Origin of the sequence: Chitinophaga terrae (ex Kim and Jung 2007), from assembly GCF_900107795.1 — a bacterium.
Classification (GTDB): domain Bacteria; phylum Bacteroidota; class Bacteroidia; order Chitinophagales; family Chitinophagaceae; genus Chitinophaga; species Chitinophaga terrae.
Genome location: NZ_FNRL01000002.1, coordinates 133,288 through 150,950 on the forward strand (window position 1 = coordinate 133,288; position 17,663 = coordinate 150,950).

Annotated in this window: 10 protein-coding genes and 1 pseudogene; 10 read left to right on the plus strand and 1 reads right to left on the minus strand. The window is 41.9% G+C overall.

Going from position 1 to position 17,663, the window contains the following annotated elements; all coding sequences use genetic code 11:
* Positions 1-10: 10 nt before the first annotated feature.
* The 8 genes from BLV62_RS02615 (at position 11) to BLV62_RS02650 (ending at position 12,377) form a co-directional block, all read left to right on the plus strand.
* Positions 11-1,897, plus strand: coding sequence for a transglutaminase-like domain-containing protein (locus BLV62_RS02615; RefSeq protein ID WP_168927781.1), 1,887 nt, complete (start codon positions 11-13; stop codon positions 1,895-1,897).
* A 14-nt stretch (positions 1,898-1,911) separates the two neighbouring features.
* A complete protein-coding gene (locus tag BLV62_RS02620; RefSeq protein ID WP_089758426.1) occupies positions 1,912-4,155 on the plus strand; it encodes a DUF3857 domain-containing protein in 2,244 nt (747 codons plus the stop codon).
* Between the two features lie 648 nt (positions 4,156-4,803).
* Positions 4,804-5,865, plus strand: coding sequence for an AAA family ATPase (locus BLV62_RS02625; RefSeq protein ID WP_225889550.1), 1,062 nt, complete (start codon positions 4,804-4,806; stop codon positions 5,863-5,865).
* A gap of 184 nt (positions 5,866-6,049) precedes the next feature.
* Positions 6,050-7,462 carry an RtcB family protein gene (locus tag BLV62_RS02630; RefSeq protein ID WP_089758430.1) on the plus strand — a complete coding sequence of 471 codons (1,413 nt, stop codon included), beginning with the start codon at positions 6,050-6,052 and terminating at the stop codon, positions 7,460-7,462.
* A 106-nt stretch (positions 7,463-7,568) separates the two neighbouring features.
* Positions 7,569-8,672, plus strand: a complete 1,104-nt coding sequence (locus BLV62_RS02635; RefSeq protein ID WP_089758432.1) for a Fic family protein — start codon at positions 7,569-7,571, stop codon at positions 8,670-8,672.
* Positions 8,673-8,858: 186 nt separating this feature from the next.
* Positions 8,859-10,076: a sterol desaturase family protein gene (locus BLV62_RS02640; protein WP_089758918.1), complete on the plus strand. Its 1,218-nt coding sequence runs from the start codon at positions 8,859-8,861 to the stop codon at positions 10,074-10,076.
* Positions 10,077-10,477: 401 nt separating this feature from the next.
* Positions 10,478-11,140 carry a class I SAM-dependent methyltransferase gene (locus BLV62_RS02645; protein ID WP_089758433.1) on the plus strand — a complete coding sequence of 221 codons (663 nt, stop codon included), beginning with the start codon at positions 10,478-10,480 and terminating at the stop codon, positions 11,138-11,140.
* Between the two features lie 163 nt (positions 11,141-11,303).
* Positions 11,304-12,377: a peptidoglycan bridge formation glycyltransferase FemA/FemB family protein gene (locus BLV62_RS02650; RefSeq protein WP_168927782.1), complete on the plus strand. Its 1,074-nt coding sequence runs from the start codon at positions 11,304-11,306 to the stop codon at positions 12,375-12,377.
* Positions 12,378-12,472: 95 nt separating this feature from the next.
* Here the strand turns inward: BLV62_RS02650 and BLV62_RS02655 are convergent.
* Positions 12,473-13,628, minus strand: a pseudogene (locus tag BLV62_RS02655) (IS256 family transposase).
* Positions 13,629-14,037: 409 nt separating this feature from the next.
* Here BLV62_RS02655 and BLV62_RS02660 point away from each other — a divergent pair.
* Together BLV62_RS02660 and BLV62_RS02665 are read left to right on the plus strand one after the other, a co-directional pair.
* Entirely contained in the window at positions 14,038-16,497 is a 2,460-nt protein-coding gene (locus tag BLV62_RS02660) for an SLBB domain-containing protein (protein WP_089758437.1), read from the plus strand.
* A gap of 44 nt (positions 16,498-16,541) precedes the next feature.
* On the plus strand, positions 16,542-17,636 hold the full coding sequence (locus BLV62_RS02665) for a Wzz/FepE/Etk N-terminal domain-containing protein (protein WP_089758439.1): 1,095 nt from the start codon (positions 16,542-16,544) through the stop codon (positions 17,634-17,636).
* The last annotated feature ends 27 nt before the right edge of the window (positions 17,637-17,663 follow it).

Sequence of the window (17,663 nt, forward strand, 5' to 3'; positions counted from 1 at the left end):
ACAGATGTTTATGCCCGGACTTCCCCGATACCTATGTGTTCTCAGTACTGTACTGGTATGCTTTACAGTGAAGTTAGCCGCCCAAAGCAACAGCGATAAGAACATTACTATTACTTCCCAGCAGGAGTCTTTCCACTTCGAAACAGGCAATAAGGAAACCCCCGTGGTTATCCGCCAGTCTTCCGCCACTACCTACAAATGCAACCTGTTCAGAACAACTGTTCCGGTAGTTGAATTTTATGACGACAAAAGCACGATCGAAGATGTACGCGCCTATGTCAACGGCTCCAGGAACAAAGCTATCAAACCGGTTTTCCAGAATTATGCAGTAGATGGGATCTTCTATTCTGATGCCAGGATCTGCGGCCTGGAACTGCCACTGGAGAAGAAAGGCACTGAAAGCGTTGTGGAGCTGGATAAGACAACTTTAGACCCCCGTTATTTTACAACGATCTACCTCCCCGGAAGCTACGATATATCCCGGCATGAAGTCCAGCTTATTGTTCCCCGCTGGATGAAGCTCGAGATCAAAGAAATGAACTTTGCAGGGTATAACATCCAGAAAACCGTTGAGTATAACGGCAAACGGGATGAAGATATTTATACCTATACGGCCTCCGACCTGGCCGGGCGGGCAAGTGAAAAGATGGCGCCAGGCCCTTCCTACGTTTACCCGCACCTGTTAATACTGTGCAAATATGCTGATCTGAAAAGCGGCAGGATTAATTACTTCAATACTACTGCCGATCTGTATGCCTGGTACAGGTCATTGGTGCTGCAAATAGGGAATGATGAAACTATACTCAAAGCAAAAGCAACAGAGATCACGAAAGGCCTGAACAGCGATACGGCTAAGATCAACGCGATCTTCTACTGGGTGCAGGATAATATCCGGTACATCGCCTTCGAAGATGGTATTGCAGGGTTTAAACCCCAGAAAGCGCAACAGGTGCTGCAATACAAGTACGGCGATTGTAAAGGAATGGCTAACCTGACAAGCGGCTTGCTGAAGTCGTTAGGTTACGATGCACGCCTCTGCTGGATCGGTACAGATCACATTGCGTACGATTATTCGACGCCCAGCCTGTCTGTTGATAACCATATGATCTGCGCCCTTAACTATAAAGGAAAAAGGTATTTCCTGGATGCTACTGAAACTTACATAGGCCTGGATCAATATGCCCAACGCATCCAGGGACGGCAGGTGCTGATAGAAGACGGCGATAAATTCATCCTGGATAAAGTTCCTACCCGGAACCCGGATCAGAATTCCAGTTTTGAAAAACGAAACCTGCGGATAGACGGCACCGCCCTTACAGGCAAGGTGCAACAGCAGTGGGACGGCGAAAGCCGGGAATTCCTCTTATCGCAGGTTCATGGAACCAGGAAAGAAAAACTGCAGGACGCATTGGTGCAGTACCTGGCCGATGGCAACCCTGGATATAAGATCACAGCAGTGAAAACCTCCGACCTGGCAACCTGGGATAAACAACTGGATATCCAGTATGAGCTTCAGCACCAGGAATCTGTTACCGGGTTTGGAGACGACCTCTATACGGAACTGGACTTCAGAAAAGAACTGGCCGGGTTGGTCATTGATACCAGCAAAAGAACCCAGGATATGCTTTTCAGGTATAAACATCACATCGTATCAGAAACCTCGCTGGAACTGCCGACAGGTTATAAAGCCGGCAGTTTGCCGGAAGATCTGAAAATAGAAAGGCTGGGGTATTCTTTCAACATATCTTATAAGCTTAGTAACGGCAAGATCAACTATCATAAGGAGCTTACCATACGAAATCCCTGGTTAGCCAAAGCATCATTTACCCAATGGAACGAAGACATCAGGGCACTGGAAAACGCATACAGGCAGCAAATCACATTAACTAAAAAGTAGTCATACTCTCTACCATGAAATCAAGATTCTATTTACTGACAGTAATTCTCTTATTGCAGTTACCATTGTTTGCACAAAAAGCCCGGGACATCAGGGCCTATAAAGAAAGGGCCGGCGATGTAAGGCAAGAGGTCTGGGCCTGGGAAATTCCCGCATTTAAGAACGGTGCAGGTACGAAAACTGATAATAAATCCTCTGCTGTGGTGATTGCCCGGCACATTTATCTGCTGGTTTCCAGTTCGAAGAAACTGAAAAGCATGGGATATGACGTCAGGGCCGAAAGAGGAAAAGACCTGTATTATGCGAATACCTTCAGGGAAATGGTGAAAATTAATGATAAAGCCGCCCTGGAAGAATATTCACAATTCAGTTTCAAGAAGTTCAGGAACCTGAATTCATACTTCCATCGGGGCTTGGCTACCACTATAATGGGGGTAAGGGTAATAAAGCCTGACGGCGCAATAAAAGAAGTAAATGTAGATGAGGAAGTGGTAAATGAGCAGGATGGGAAACAGGAGAAAAGCAAACTGGCTATCCCGGATCTGCAAGTGGGCGACATTATCGATTATTTTGTAAGGGTTGAAGAACAGAAGGATCTTAACAGTGCAATAGACGACCAGCTTTTCTTATTGGGAGATGATAAACCTATCATGCAATATTCAGTACATGCAGAGATCAGCAATAAATACTTCGTAAGATATCGTGTTTCCAACGGGGCGCCTGACTTTATTGTTAAGCGGAATGGTGAGGGCGCGGAATTTGACCTGCTGGTCCGCAATATCCCGAATGCGCCTGTTGGGCTGTGGATGTCGCCATACCGCCAACTCCCAATGATCCGGATGTCTATCGCTTACGGAACTGTATTGGAGCAAGACCAGATGGCGGGCGAGATACGCAAGAATCCCAATGCCATGGAAGCCAAAAAAGTATTGCTGAAAGAAGCGGAGTACATTGATCGTTACTTCAGCACCCAGCCTGCACTGACAGAGCTGAAGTTCCAGGTAAAGAACCTGTTGAAACAATATGAAAAAACGGCCAACAGGAAGATACCCGAAGACAGTTTGCCATACTATACCTACTATGCTTTCAGGTACCTGGTGTTTTACAGGGTAGATGCGACCGATAAGATCATGGTAGGGAAAGCCCGTAACTATTCCGTGCCCAACAACCGCAGGTTCCTTGGTTACCTGCACCAGGTTATGCAGTATATGGATGTACCGGTCGATTATGTGTTTGTAGTATCAAGATATGGTCCCGGCCCGGCCGACTTCCTGAATAACGGGGATTATGAGTATATGCTGAAGACTAAAACCGCCAAACCTATTTACCTGAGCGCTGATGGAGTATTTACCAATTGTGCGGAAGTAAGTTCAGACTATGAAGGCCAGAAAGCGCCGTTTATCGAACTGAAGAAGAACAAAAAGCAGTATAATGAAGTCAATGCATTTAATGAGGTAGAAATAGGAACCAGCAAACCGGAGCAGAATACGAAGATCGAAAAGCTGGAAATAACGTTTGACGACAATATGCAATTGCTGAAGATGAACCGCAGAACTACGATAAAAGGACATCTGCGGGCTGACGAGCAAAAACGGCTACTGAGGTTTGAAGACTATTATGAATCGGAGAGGAAGCAACTGGGAATAGAGAAATCGTTTATGGAAGAATTTGCAGATAGCAGGAAAAACCGCTCCCTGGCCGAAGAGTATACCAATGCGTTTGAAAAGGCGCGCCAGGAGCAGAAAGACGATTTTCTTGAAGAGATAGAAGAGCAGTTCGACATGAAGCCTAAAGAACTGACAGCTTATAAAGTTGAGAAGATGGGTTTAAGACATTCCGACCCTGATCTCGTATATGCGACAACGTTTACTGTTGATGGCCTGGTAAAAAGAGCAGGCAATAACTATATACTCGACGCCGGCAAACTCATAGGCGGGCAAATGCAGGTAAAGCCGGAGCAGAGAGATAGAAAGGTAGACGTTTACCAGCCATATGCCAGGAGTTTTGAATACCAGATAGAGTTGGTTGTACCTAAAGGTTATACATTGGAGGGTGTAGATAAGTTGAATCAGTCGGTCGATAATGAATGCGGCTCATTTATTGTTACGTCTGCGATGGATAACGGGCGTCTGAAGCTGCACATCCGGAAAGTGTACAAGCACAACTTTGAAACGGCGGATAAGTGGAAATCGTTATTACAGATGCTGGATACAGCCGTTGATTTCGGCAATCAGAAACTGCTTCTAAAGAAAGCATAAAAAAAAATTCTGAAAAAACCTCATAAAAAATTTGCATTCAGAATATTAGCTATTATCTTTGCGTCGTAAAATTTAAAATTAACAACTCAGTATCATGAAACGCTTTGAACTAAATAACAACCAGGCAATTCCTTGCTCAATGCAGGGCGATTGGGTGGTTCCGGGCGTTTTTAGTTACAGGTAGTGCAAAATATTTGTAGTAACAGAAAAAGGCCCGGTTGTTGAGACCGGGCCTTTTTTTTGGTCCTTACAACATGAAGTTACCAATAGTATTACAGTCGCAAAACGGCCGCAGTAAATGGTTTATGGATAGCACCGATCTGATCGGCGCTAAACGGACGAGGTATACCTTAACGTAATATATGCGTTAACGTTAGAAGCCCGGTCCGTATATACTGACCGGGCTTTTTTATTGGTAATATCAGCAAGAGATTTATTTGAGGAGGTACACACAAAAAAGCAGATAAGCGGAGTAATCCTGCTCCGCTCTTCCTTAAAGAAAGAAGTTTTATTTCGTCTCTGTTTGAATTAACCCTTGTAAACAGGCAACAAGAAGCCTGTAATTTTGACCCTGTAACAGATATGGTTTACGCCGGGCTTAGCGCCCGGGTAAATCCCTATCGAACAGGCAAGCAACATAAAAGAAACATGAAGCAACTAGTTAATAAAAATGTTGAAATAACAGATGGAGAGTTCTTCGCGCCTAAAGGCGTTTATACTTACTATTTCGACGCCATTGCAAACATCAGCAATATCTATGAAATAGATGGAGAAAAGGCTTCCGCTGCTTTCATCAAAGCTTACGAAAAAGACATCGTTCATATTCACCGGTATAACGATTATGATAATAAAAAGAAGCGGTATAAACATTCGCAGCTTATAGCAGTGATGAACAACAGGGTTGTTGTCGCTTTCTGGAGCACTTGGTGCGAGATCCTGCATGATGGCAAGTCGCCTGAGTTTTTGAAAGCTGTTACAGAACTAACGGCAAAGCATAAACAAAAACAACGCAACGAACCGCAGGAAATAAACCTGATCACCAGCGGGCGCAGGGGATTGCAACTGAAAAGCCTGGAGATCAAGCGCACGAAGCTGGATCTGGGACTGTATTATGACGACGACTTCGTGGAGATAGACAAAACCATCCAGAAGCGTTTGAATAAGGATAAAGACAAAGGGATCGTTCTGTTGCATGGATTGCCCGGTACAGGTAAAACTACGTATATACGCTACCTGATAGGCAAGATCAGGAAGCGGGTTTTATTCGTATCGCCCGACCTGGCGGAAGAGATAATGAACCCCGAGTTCATGGAGTTGCTGATAGACAATCCGAACAGTGTGGTAGTAATAGAAGATGCGGAGAAAGTGATAATGGACAGGAAGTTTGGGAACTCTTCAGTTTCCAACCTGCTGAACTTATCAGACGGTTTGTTGGCAGATTGCCTTAACATCCAATTGATCTGTTCTTTTAACAGTGAGTTGTCGGCGATCGATAATGCGCTGTTGAGAAAAGGAAGATTGATAGCGAAGTATGAGTTCAAACAATTGCCGATAGAGAAAGCGCAGAAGTTATCATCGCACCTGGGATATGATAAAATTATAAACAGGCCGATGACCATTGCGGAGATAGCTAACCAGCACGAACCATCGTACGAGATACCTAAGCAGGTGATCGGTTTTAAACGAACATCAGGTGAAATGGTGATGTAAGTAAGGAATCCTTTGTTTTTAACCCCAAATATTCATTGTTAAGAAACCCCGGATTCTTGTTTGTGATCTCAAAAAAACGTCCATGTTTATAATCCCGGTTTCATTTGTTGTTTGTTAACCCCGGTTCGTTTATTGTTTGTTGAACCCTTAATTATTAACCCCTAATTAGAATTATATTTAACCCATGTCAATTTTTTCAATTACAGGTAACGACCTGTTGGAATTAGGTTACCCGGAAGGCCCGGTTTTCAAGGTTTTAATAGAAGCAGTTAACCAGCATTATTCAGCGCATAGCAGCGCCGAGGTAATGGGCCTGTTAAAACGCCTGTTGTCTGATCCTGCTGCTTTTATTGAAGATGTACAACTATCGGAAGCTGCGGCGTTGTTGTTATCCGTTAAGGATAATAAAACCGTATCATTATTACCGGAGCCTGTACCATATAAGATCTATGGCGAAGAGTATATAGATCCTAACGCCATGAAGCAGATCAACCAGGCGGTTAAGCTGCCGGTTGCAGTGGCCGGCGCGTTGATGCCGGATGCGCACCCGGGTTACGGCTTGCCTATTGGCGGCGTATTAGCCACTAACCAGGCAGTTATCCCGTATGGCGTAGGTGTGGATATAGGGTGCAGAATGTGTTTGAGTATCCTGGACCTGCCGGTTGCGAGCCTGAAGGCCAGCCAGGAAACCTATGTGAAATCGCTGAACGTGCATACGAAATTTGGGGCCGGCGCCGAATGGAGGAAGCGGGAAGATCATGAAGTACTGGCCCGTCCCGAGTTTAAAGAAACCCAGTTATTAAGGCAATTGTTTGATAAAGCAGCCGGGCAGTTAGGAACTTCCGGTTCCGGTAATCACTTCGTAGAATGGGGAGTGGTAACGATAACTGAAGCGCAGCCGGAGTTGAACCTGGCGCCTGGTCAGTATGTTGCCCTGTTATCGCATTCGGGTTCCCGGGGTTTGGGCGCGCAGGTAGCCGGGCACTATACCCGGTTGGCAAAAGAGCTTTGCGAATTACCGGAAGGGTATAAGCACCTGGCTTACCTGGATATGAATACCGCGGAAGGGCAGGAATATTGGGCGGCTATGACGTTAGCCGGCGATTATGCCTCTGCCTGTCATCATGTTATTCACCGGAAGCTGATAAACGCAACCGGCGCTACTTTGCTGGCAAGAGTAGAGAATCATCACAATTTTGCCTGGAAGGAGCTGTATGAAGGGCAGGAGGTGATCGTGCATAGAAAAGGCGCGACTCCTGCGGCCGAAGGGACACAGGGTATCATACCGGGTTCTATGACGGCGCCTGGATTTATTGTAAAAGGTAAAGGTGTGGCAGCCAGCCTGCAATCAGCCTCCCATGGAGCCGGTAGAGTATTGTCGAGAAACGTTGCGAAAGCGCAGATCAAGCCGGATGAGATGAGGAAAGTGTTGGCCGATCATGGTGTGGTGTTGCTAGGCGGCGGGTTGGATGAAGCGCCGGCGGTATATAAAGATATCCGGAAGGTGATGTCGGCTCAGTCGGAGTTAGTGGAAGTGATAGGGGAGTTTACGCCAAAGTATGTGAGGATGGCGGATGGTGGTCCGGCGGAGGATTAGCGGCAGAGAATATTCTATTAGTGGCCAACTATTTGCCGCAAGTGATGCGGTAAATAGTTGGCCATGCGGAGAATATGTGCTATATTCAACGCAATATTTGCGGGGAATGTATATTTATCAGAGAAAAGGTTGGCCAGATTTTCATTGGAACAGCGAGGCCTTGGTTCTGCTGTTGGCGAAGGTTCGCTATAGGCATGGCAAGCTCTTGGGCCGGATGGGCAACTTGGGGTATTCCCTCCAGGACGAGGCTACATTGGAAAATGTGACATTGGATGTTTTAAAATCCAGCGAAATAGAAGGGGAAATCTTAGATCCCGAACAGGTGCGATCTTCAGTTGCGCGGCATTTGGGAATGGAGGTAGCAGGACTGGTGCAATCCGATCGCCATATAGAAGGAGTTGTGGAGATGATGTTAGATGCTACTCAGCATTATGAATCCCCGTTAACGGAAGAGCGGTTGTTCTCCTGGCATGCAGCGTTATTTCCAACAGGACGAAGTGGAATACGTCGGATTGTAGTGGGCGGGTATCGCACTAATTCGAAAGAAAACCCTATGCAGGTGGTATCCGGATCTATAGGTCGTGAAACGGTTCATTTTCAGGCTCCGGAAGCAGAGAAGGTGCATGGAGAGATGACTCTGTTCCTCGATTGGTTTAATACTGTAAATGAAATAGATCCTGTCATTAAAGCAGCTATAGCACATTTATGGTTTGTAACGATCCATCCGTTTGCGGATGGGAATGGTCGTATTGCCCGTGCTATTATGGATATGCAGCTTGCGCGGGCGGACGAAAGTTCCAGGCGTTTCTACAGTATGTCGAAGCAGATCAGGACAGAACGAAAAACCTATTATAATAAATTGGAAAGCGCCCAAAAAGGCTCATTAGATATCACGGAATGGCTTCATTGGTTCATTCAGTGCCTTGACCGTGCCATCACTGATACCGAAACCACTCTGGCAGGCGTAATTAGAAAAGCAAAATTCTGGGAACGTCCGGCAACTCAAACGGTCAACGCGCGGCAAAAACTTATGCTCAATAAAATATTGGATGGTTTTGACGGAAAGCTTAACTCGGGTAAATGGGCGAAGATTACCAAAGTTTCTTCAGATACGGCAACACGTGATCTCCAGGATTTAGTAGAGCGTGGTCTGCTGGTTAAGGAACCTGCCGGAGGCCGAAGCACAAGTTATATCCTAAGGGAAGAATAAGATTTTGAATAATAGAATTTCACCTTCATTTTATTAGTCTACTTATTTGGTAGGATATTTGATTTTATTTCTCTATTATTGTAAAAATTTACCACCACCAACAACATAAATACAACTGATATACGGGGCAGGAGCGCCGTGTAATCACCTATGTCTTGCATATTCCGAAATTAAAATTGATTGTTTGTGCATTTAAATTATCTGGCCTTCGCAGTACCATTCTTCCTGGCGTTTATAGGATTGGAATACCTCGTTTCCAGGCGGCAGGGAAAAACTTATTTCAGGTTTAATGACTCGGTAACGAATCTGAGTATCGGGATCCTGGAGCGGTTATTAGATGTTTTTACGGTGGGTATCTTTTATTTCGTGTACGAATACCTGCACAGGCGGTTCGGGATATTCGATATCAAACCGAGCATGCTGCTATGGGTAGCTTTGCTGATCTGCACTGATTTTATCTGGTATTGGTACCACCGTTTGGCGCACGAGGTAAGCATATTCTGGTGTGCGCATGTGGTACATCACCAGAGCGAGGAGTTCAACTACACGGTTTCCGCCAGGATCACCGTATTCCAGGCATTTATCCGCACCGGGTTCTGGGCGGTATTACCGATCATCGGCTTTCCTCCTGCTATGATAACCAGCATGCTGTTGGTACATGGCTTATACCCCTTTTTCATACATACCCGCACCATTGGGAAGCTGGGAATACTCGAATATATATTGGTAACGCCATCTCATCACCGGGTGCATCATGCCAGTAATCCTGCTTATCTGGATAAGAATTATGGAGATGTATTTATTATCTGGGACAAGCTGTTCGGTACCTTCGTTAAAGAAACAGAGGAACCGGTGTATGGACTCACCAAACCATTGCAGAGCAACAGCTTTTTATGGCAACATTTTCATTTTATACTGGAAATGCTGTACACAGTGCGCCGGACCAGCGGTTGGCGTAACCGGTTAAGGGTAATATTCGGAAAGCCAGACTATGTGGACCCTGCAGCCAGGGGAGAACTGGAGCGAATTTATCTAGTTCAAAGTAAAGAGAAGGGCAGTTCCACTAAGTTATACAACTACGTTTTATGGCAGATCGTATGTACGCTGGTAGTGTTATTCACCTTTATTTTATTTGAAAAGTATGTTCCCGTTCCGGTGCAGGTGGGTATTACCTTACTGATCTTGCTTACATTGATTAACTGCGGGGCGATAATGGAGCAAAAACAGTGGGTGTTCTACCTGGAGTTTCCCCGTTACATAGTGTTATGCATCATGGGTTACTATTGGTGGCCGCATCCAGTCTTTCTCTGTATAGCTGCAATAATTATGATTACTGCTTTCTACTTCCAGTCGCTCCTTAAAGAGCATTATCTTCGGATGGTATATGGTTACCCACGTACTTAGTTGTTTAGATTCGCCTTAGGTGTTGTGATTTTTGATAATACATGAGTAATTAAGTGTGGAACTGGTAATTCAGATTTTTTCCGTAAGATAGACCGCCTTTGACCCCTTTAGCATTCGTTTTTGAGGTAGTTGCTCGATGACGAATAGTCATGCAAGACGCTTATGCTTGGTCATTTGCCTCTTGAAAAGGGTCTGAGAAGTTTACTGGTAAAATCTATATCTATTAGGTGTCTCGGCGAGGTAAATGGTAAGATAAAGGGATTTTGAAAATTCAAGAAGTAAGGCATTGGATTCGACGAAGAATTTACTGGACTATGAATCTGGATTAATTTAAATTTTGATCCGCTCAGAAGGCATTGTCCTCAATTATACGTATTTTGGTAAAAAATAATCTGTTTCATATGAAAAGTTGGGATCCAATATGGGATAATGTCTTTTTAAATCAGGAATGGGGTAAATATCCTTCTGAAAGTGTAATTCAGTTTATTGCCAGGAATTTTTATAAAAAAGACAGAAAAGCTATTAAAATACTTGAGGTGGGATGTGGCACAGGGGCTAATATTTGGTTTATTTCCAGAGAAGGATTCCAGACATATGGGATAGACGGTAGCTCCGTGGCTATAGATGTCGCTACAAAGAGGTTGGCTGCCGAAGGTCTTACTTCAAATCTAATATGCGGTGATATATCTTCACTACCATACGAAACTGAGACCTTTGATGCCGTCATCGATGTCGAGTGCTTGTATGCAAACAACCGGACGAGTACTGAGAGAATTTTGGAAGAGATTAAAAGAGTATTAAAAAGGAATGGTAAGTTCTTTAGTCGTACTTTTTCTGACAAGATGTATTTGGGACAATTTTATGAGGAACTTACTGCCTTAGAATATACCAATTCTTCCGACGGCCCGCTTGCGGGGAAAGGATTTACCCGGCTAAGCAATAGAGAATCTATCAGGGAGATTTACGGAGCTGTTTTTAATATTGAATCAGTAGACACGCTTGATTATACTTCTCATGATGGAGGCGTTACTATTAGTGAATTTATTATAGTAGCATCAAAGTAATTCTTTCGAGATGCCATTCTACGTAGTCCTAGAATGTTGGGATTGCCACGGTGAGAAATAAGCTAATTAGCTAGCAAATTATATTTTGTTAAAAAACCTTATAGCATAGAGGGGGGCGGATATACTTGACGTTGATAGTTAGATGGGAATAAAATCCTATTGTTTGTTTGGCTACACATTCAAGTATATGCAGCTTTGGCAGATTTTTAATTCAGAGAGTGCTTTGACTTATGAAGCGCTACTTAAAAGATTTCATCTTCAATTAGATATCTATTATCAACCCTCTTTTTTGGCTGCAGATGCGTTTATGCATGGTGGGACTTATGAAATATTTGTTTGTTATGATCAAAGCTCGATTTTCATCTATCCGTATATAAAAAAAGAATTTGAAAATAATTACTATGACATAACTTCTCCCTACGGCTATTGTGGACCATATTCGAACAATGCCGCTTTTTTTGATATAGGTGAAAAGGCATTTCTTGATTATGTTGTAACGCAAGGAAAAATGGTATCCGAATTTATCAGGTACCACCCAATTTACAATGTGGGGAATGGAATGAAATTTAAGCAAAACATTTCAAATATTAAGAACAGGACGGTTGTGATGCTCAATACCAGTTGTGAATGGCAGGAAATATGGGATCATAGTTTTAGCAATACAAATCGGAATTTGGTCAGGAAAATGAAAAAAGAAGGGCTATTTTGTGAAATTGTTGATTATAATAGTTACATTCATCAGTTTATTGAAATGTATTATCAAACCATGCGGAATGCTAATGCAAAAGAGTACTATTATTTTAAAGACGATTATTTAAATAAATTAAAGCATCAGCTAGGTGATAATCTTTTGCTCGCAGTAGTGCGAGACGCACAACATCTATATGCTGCTGGTTTATTTTTTCTAAGTGGAAACATATTGACTTATTTTTTATCTGCCAGGAATTTATTATTTACTAAGGTACCGGCTACTAATCTGTTATTAACAAGCATGAGTGAATGGGCGAACATGAGAGGAGTCAGTTATATTAACTTTGGTGGTGGCCTTACTGATTCTGAGAATGATTCTTTATTTCAGTTCAAAAGTAATTTCTCAAAAGTGAGGTATCCTTTTTATATTGGCAAACGAATTCACAAGCCGGATATATATGAGATGTTGAAGGAAAAATGGATTAGTGAAAATGGCAGCGTAAAATATGAGGAACTGAAAAATACGCTTCAGTTTTATCATAAATAAAACAGCCTATTTATCTTTTTTCGTCATAAAGCGTCTCCCTTATGACTGTTTGCTTTAGGCAAATGAGGTAGTATTACATAAAGTGTGTCAGTGGTTTAAAGATTGAGTTTGAGCCCGTCACCAAAGATAATAGATAACTGGGCAAGAGTTTGATTCCAATTATGGACAGGTTTGTTCCATTTAGCACAGATATTCTCCTGTATCAGGAATGGTAGTTTCATCAGGGCGTCTTCCGATTGGAAGGCGCCTTTTGATTTGGTGATCGCGCGGAGCTGACGATGAGAAAGCCTTCGATGATGTTGGTAGTGTACATAATCCGCCGCATTTCTTTATTATACTGAAAATAGCTACCTAAGCTATACGCTGAGCCAGGTTACGTTCTGCAAGTTCTACCGTAGTAGCTCGGTATACACTTTGAAGATCCTTCATAAAAGGTTTAACGTCCTTATAGGATAGATACTTTTGACTATTACGGATCTGGTGGACAATGCAAAGCTGGACTTCTGTTTGCGGGAAGATGCTCTCAATTGCGTCGGCAAAGCCTTGCAGGTTATCTACACAGGCAATAAACATGTCTTCCAGCCCACGATTTTGCAGCTCTGTCAATACCTGTAACCAGAATTTAGCTCCTTCATTTTCGCCGATATACATACCTAACAACTCTTTGTAACCCTCCTGGTTAAGACCGATAATACAGTATACAGCCCGGCTGATTACACGTCCTTCATGACGTACCTTGTAGTGGATAGCGTCCAGCCATACAAAAGGGTAAACCCTTTCCAGCGGGCGGCTACGCCACTCCTGAATGAGGGGTAGTATTTTGTCGGTAACACGGCTGATCGTCGCTGTTGAAGCCTCCACTCCATACATATCCATCAAATGGTCTCCAATATCGCTATAGCTGGCTCCCCGAGCATTGAGGGCGATGATCTGGCGATCCAGGTCGACTCCAAGGGTCTTATGACGTTTGGGGATCAGTTCGGGGTCAAATATACCATTACAATCCCAGGGAGGATTGATATCAACGGTACCTATCGGGGTTTTTACTTGTTTATGGCCCTTCCCGTTCTTTCTATTGGGCTCTATATCATTTTCTATATGTGCTTCAAGTTCACCCTCAAGAGCCCCTTCTAGGAACTCTTTTAGTAATGGAGTAAGCACCCCATCCTTACCTAGCAGCGTGTCACCCTTCTTCAAACGGGTAGCAGCCTGCTTCTTAAATGCCTCAAAATCGAAATTCTGTTTTTCCATATTGTCAGTTTAAAGTTAGTTAACTTTTAACTGACACACTTTTTGTAATAGTCTCGCAAATGACCCAAAAATGCTTATTTCTCATATAATATTATTATCTCTTACTTTTCTAATGTACATTTTTTTAAATCCATAATATATTAATATATTTATTTATACATTAATATGTGTTGCGTAATTTGCTGATAATAAAAATTAGATTTTTTTATTCATGTGTATATATAATTATTTGAACCCCATTTAATAGAGAAGTTAATCAAGATAATTTTAATTAAAATCAAAAATCTTTGAATTTAAATCATGCTAACATTTATATGTTATTTTTAATAGATTTGCACCATATTTGCCAATTTTTGTCAAATAAGATTTGTTTCCAAAAAGTTTCGAGAAGTTTAGATCCTATTAATACATGTTAAGAAAATTTTTGTCGGTCCAACTGTTTTTGTTTTTGTGTGTGGCGGTCACTTTGGTAGCACAGGTAAAACAAGTAAACGTAGACAATCTGCCTGATGACCAGATACGCAGAATTGTTGCTGAAATGAAACAGAACAATTTGTCGATGGATGATATTAACTCGTATGCGGAACGAAAGGGTGTACCACCTGCGGAGGCGGAGAAGCTAAAGACAAGGATTCAGATGATGGGATTGGACAAAACGTTAGATAAGAGAAGTAATACTGCTCTCTTCCAACCAGATGCCCAATATAAAGGTCGAAGCTTTAATGATTCCGACACTTCACAGGTAGACCTTTTTAGGCAGAATGGTAACGTCGAGATTATAAGAAAGAAAAGGATATTTGGCGCTGATTTATTTTCAAACAAGAACCTTACGTTTGAGCCCAATTTACGTATTCCTACTCCTCAAAACTATAAATTAGCTGCTGATGATCAATTGGCCATTGATGTATACGGATATAATGAAATGCAGTATAATTTGACAGTAACGTCAGAAGGTTATATACGTATTCCTAACCTAGGTCCAGTATACGTGAACGGTCTCACTATTGAAGAAGCCAAAACCCGCATAACAAAGCAACTATCAGCTATTTACTCGGCAATTAATTCAAGGAAAACTTTTGTTCAGGTGTCTTTGGGTAATATAAGAAGCATCAGAGTTTTGTTGATTGGTGAAATCGAAAAGCCGGGAACATATACATTACCTTCTTTAACAACAATTGCAAATGCATTATACGTATCAGGCGGCCCCAATGATAACGGATCATTTAGAGCTATTGATGTAATTCGAAACGGAAGAGTTATAGTAACATTTGACTTGTATGATTTTTTAACAAAAGGAGATCTTACTAATAACATCGTCTTGCAGGATCAGGATATTGTAAAAGTGAATCCTTATCAGACAAGGGTTGAGCTGATAGGAGAAGTTAAGCGTCCCGCAATCTTTGAAGCTAAGGAAAGCGAGACACTTGGCAACATAATCGACTATGCAGGAGGCTATACAGATGGATCTTTCAAAGATAACATAACTGCCTACAGAATTAATAACAAAGAACGAGAAGTAATTAACATTAAGAAAAGTGAGATTGCTCAATTTAAATTAAAATCAGGAGATCAGTTTTTTGTCGACTCAATTTTGAATCGATTTACCAATAGGGTTACTATTTCCGGTGCTGTTTTCCACCCTGGTAATTACGGTTTAGAACCCGGAATGACAATTAAAAATTTGATTGATAAAGCAGACGGAATCAGAGAAGAGGCGAGCCTTAACAGAGGAATTATCCGTCGGTTAAATGAAGATTTTTCACCTGCAATTATAAGTTTTAACTTATCAGATGTTTTAAGTGGTAAGTCGACTATCCTGTTAAAAAAAGAGGATAGTGTCGTTATATTTTCGAAGTTTGACCTGCGGCAGTCATATGATGTGACTATTAAAGGACAAGTAAACCGCCCGGGAGTATTTCCATACGCAGATAGTATGCGGTTAGAGGATTTAGTGTTGTTGGCTGGGGGGCTTTCTGATGCAGCTTCTTTGAAAAATGTGGAGATTTCCAGAAGGGTTAGAACAGATGGATTGGATAACAGTGCCGATACTGTTAGAGCGATTGTAATGAAAATTGATCTTACAAAAGATCTTAATACAATTGATGGTAAATCATTGATTTTAGAGCCATTTGATGAGATCGTTATAAGGAAAGAGCCTGCGTATTCAGCACAGGCTAATGTATCTGTTGATGGGGAAGTTCTTTATCCGGGGCAATACGCTATTATAAGTAAAAGAGAACATATTTCCGATGTTATTAGACGTTCAGGTGGTCTGAAACCGGAAGCTTTTGCTGAAGGTGCTGTATTGCTTCGGAAGACTTATATTAATGATGCAGACAGTACTTTATTAAACTATAAATTGGCGCTTTTTTATAGTAAACTAGAAGATAGTTCTTCTATCAGCAGCGTTGCAAAAATGATGAACCGGAAATATCAACTATTAGGGATCAATCTGGAAGATGTACTTAAGCGGCCAGGATCAAAATATGATATTTTATTGGAAGAGGGAGATGTATTAAAGATTCCAAAAAAGTTGCAGACCGTGCAGCTATTTGGAGAAGTATATTTTCCGAAGAAAATCCGGGTTGACAATGGGTCTTCATTTAAAGATTATATCCGTGGCGCGGGTGGTTTTACTTCTGCGGCGTTGAAAAGACGTAGTTATGTGGTATATCCAAATGGAGAAGTAAAGAGTACAAGAAAAATATTTTTCTTTAATAAATACCCTAAAGTCAAACCTGGCTCAGAAGTATTTATTCCAAGTAAAAAGGAGAAGAAGGGACTATCAGTTCAAGAGTCTATTGGTTTAATTAGTGGTTTAGCTACTGTTGTGCTGATTTTTGTGACATTGATGGATAAAATTAAATAATGTTTTACCACTTAAAGTTTCAACCACCCAAAGAATCTATCTAAATGACACAAATTGTTAAAAAGGCCAGTGAAAATAGTACGGTAGATGAATTGTCATTAAAACAACTCGTATTGAGGCTAAATGAGCTGATTGGATTTCTTTGGAAAAAGAAGTTTATCATAATGGTGTTTAGCCTATTAGGTGGGGGGGCAGGGCTGCTTTTTGCGTATTTATCGCCTGTCAAATATAAAGGAGAATTGACATTTGTCGTTGAAGAAAACGGTGGAGGTGCAATGGGAGCATATGCTGGATTGGCCAGTCAGTTTGGGATTGATCTTGGCGGAATGGGTGGAGGAAATGGTGCATTCAGTGGTGACAATATTATAGGGTTACTTCAATCCCGAATGCTAATCGAAAAAGCACTGTTAGTTGGTAGTGTAGAAGAAAACGGGAAAAAGATTTCACTAGCGGACTTGTTTCTCCGGTTTTCAGGGATGAAAAAAAAATGGGCAAAGGCAAATTCAACAGCATTAATAAACCTGACTTTTCCAATTAACAGCGACCGATCCAAATTTACTTTATTACAAGATAGCGTACTCAACATTATACAGAATACGGTTAATACTAAAATGCTTAAGGTTGAAAAGCCAGATAAGAAAATGTCGTTCGTATCGGTTACCTGTCTTAGCAGTGATGAAACTTTCTCTAAAGTATTTGTAGAAAACCTTGTAAGCGAAGCAATATCGCTTTATATCGATACAAAAACGGCAAGAAATAAGGGTAATGTAAATCGGTTACAGGACCAGGCAGATTCGCTAGAGCGGCAATTGAACAGGAAAACATATGCTGCGGCACAGACGCAGGACTTGAATACTAATCCGGCTAAACAAATTGCAATGGTCACCGGGGAGGTTGCAATGAGGGATAAATTAGTGCTTCAAACGATGTATGCAGAGGTAATAAAAAATTTGGAACTTGGCAAGCTGGCAATGGCTCAGGAAACTCCAATGATTCAAATTGTTGACAAGCCAATTTATCCATTAAACCGGCAGAGATTCTCCAAAGCTATTTGTATAGTTATTGGAGGAGTACTGGCAGGAGTATTATCCAGCGTATTCCTTGTATTAAAATTTGAACTGAAAAAGCTAATGGCATAGGAATATGTCAATTTGCAAATGAATTGA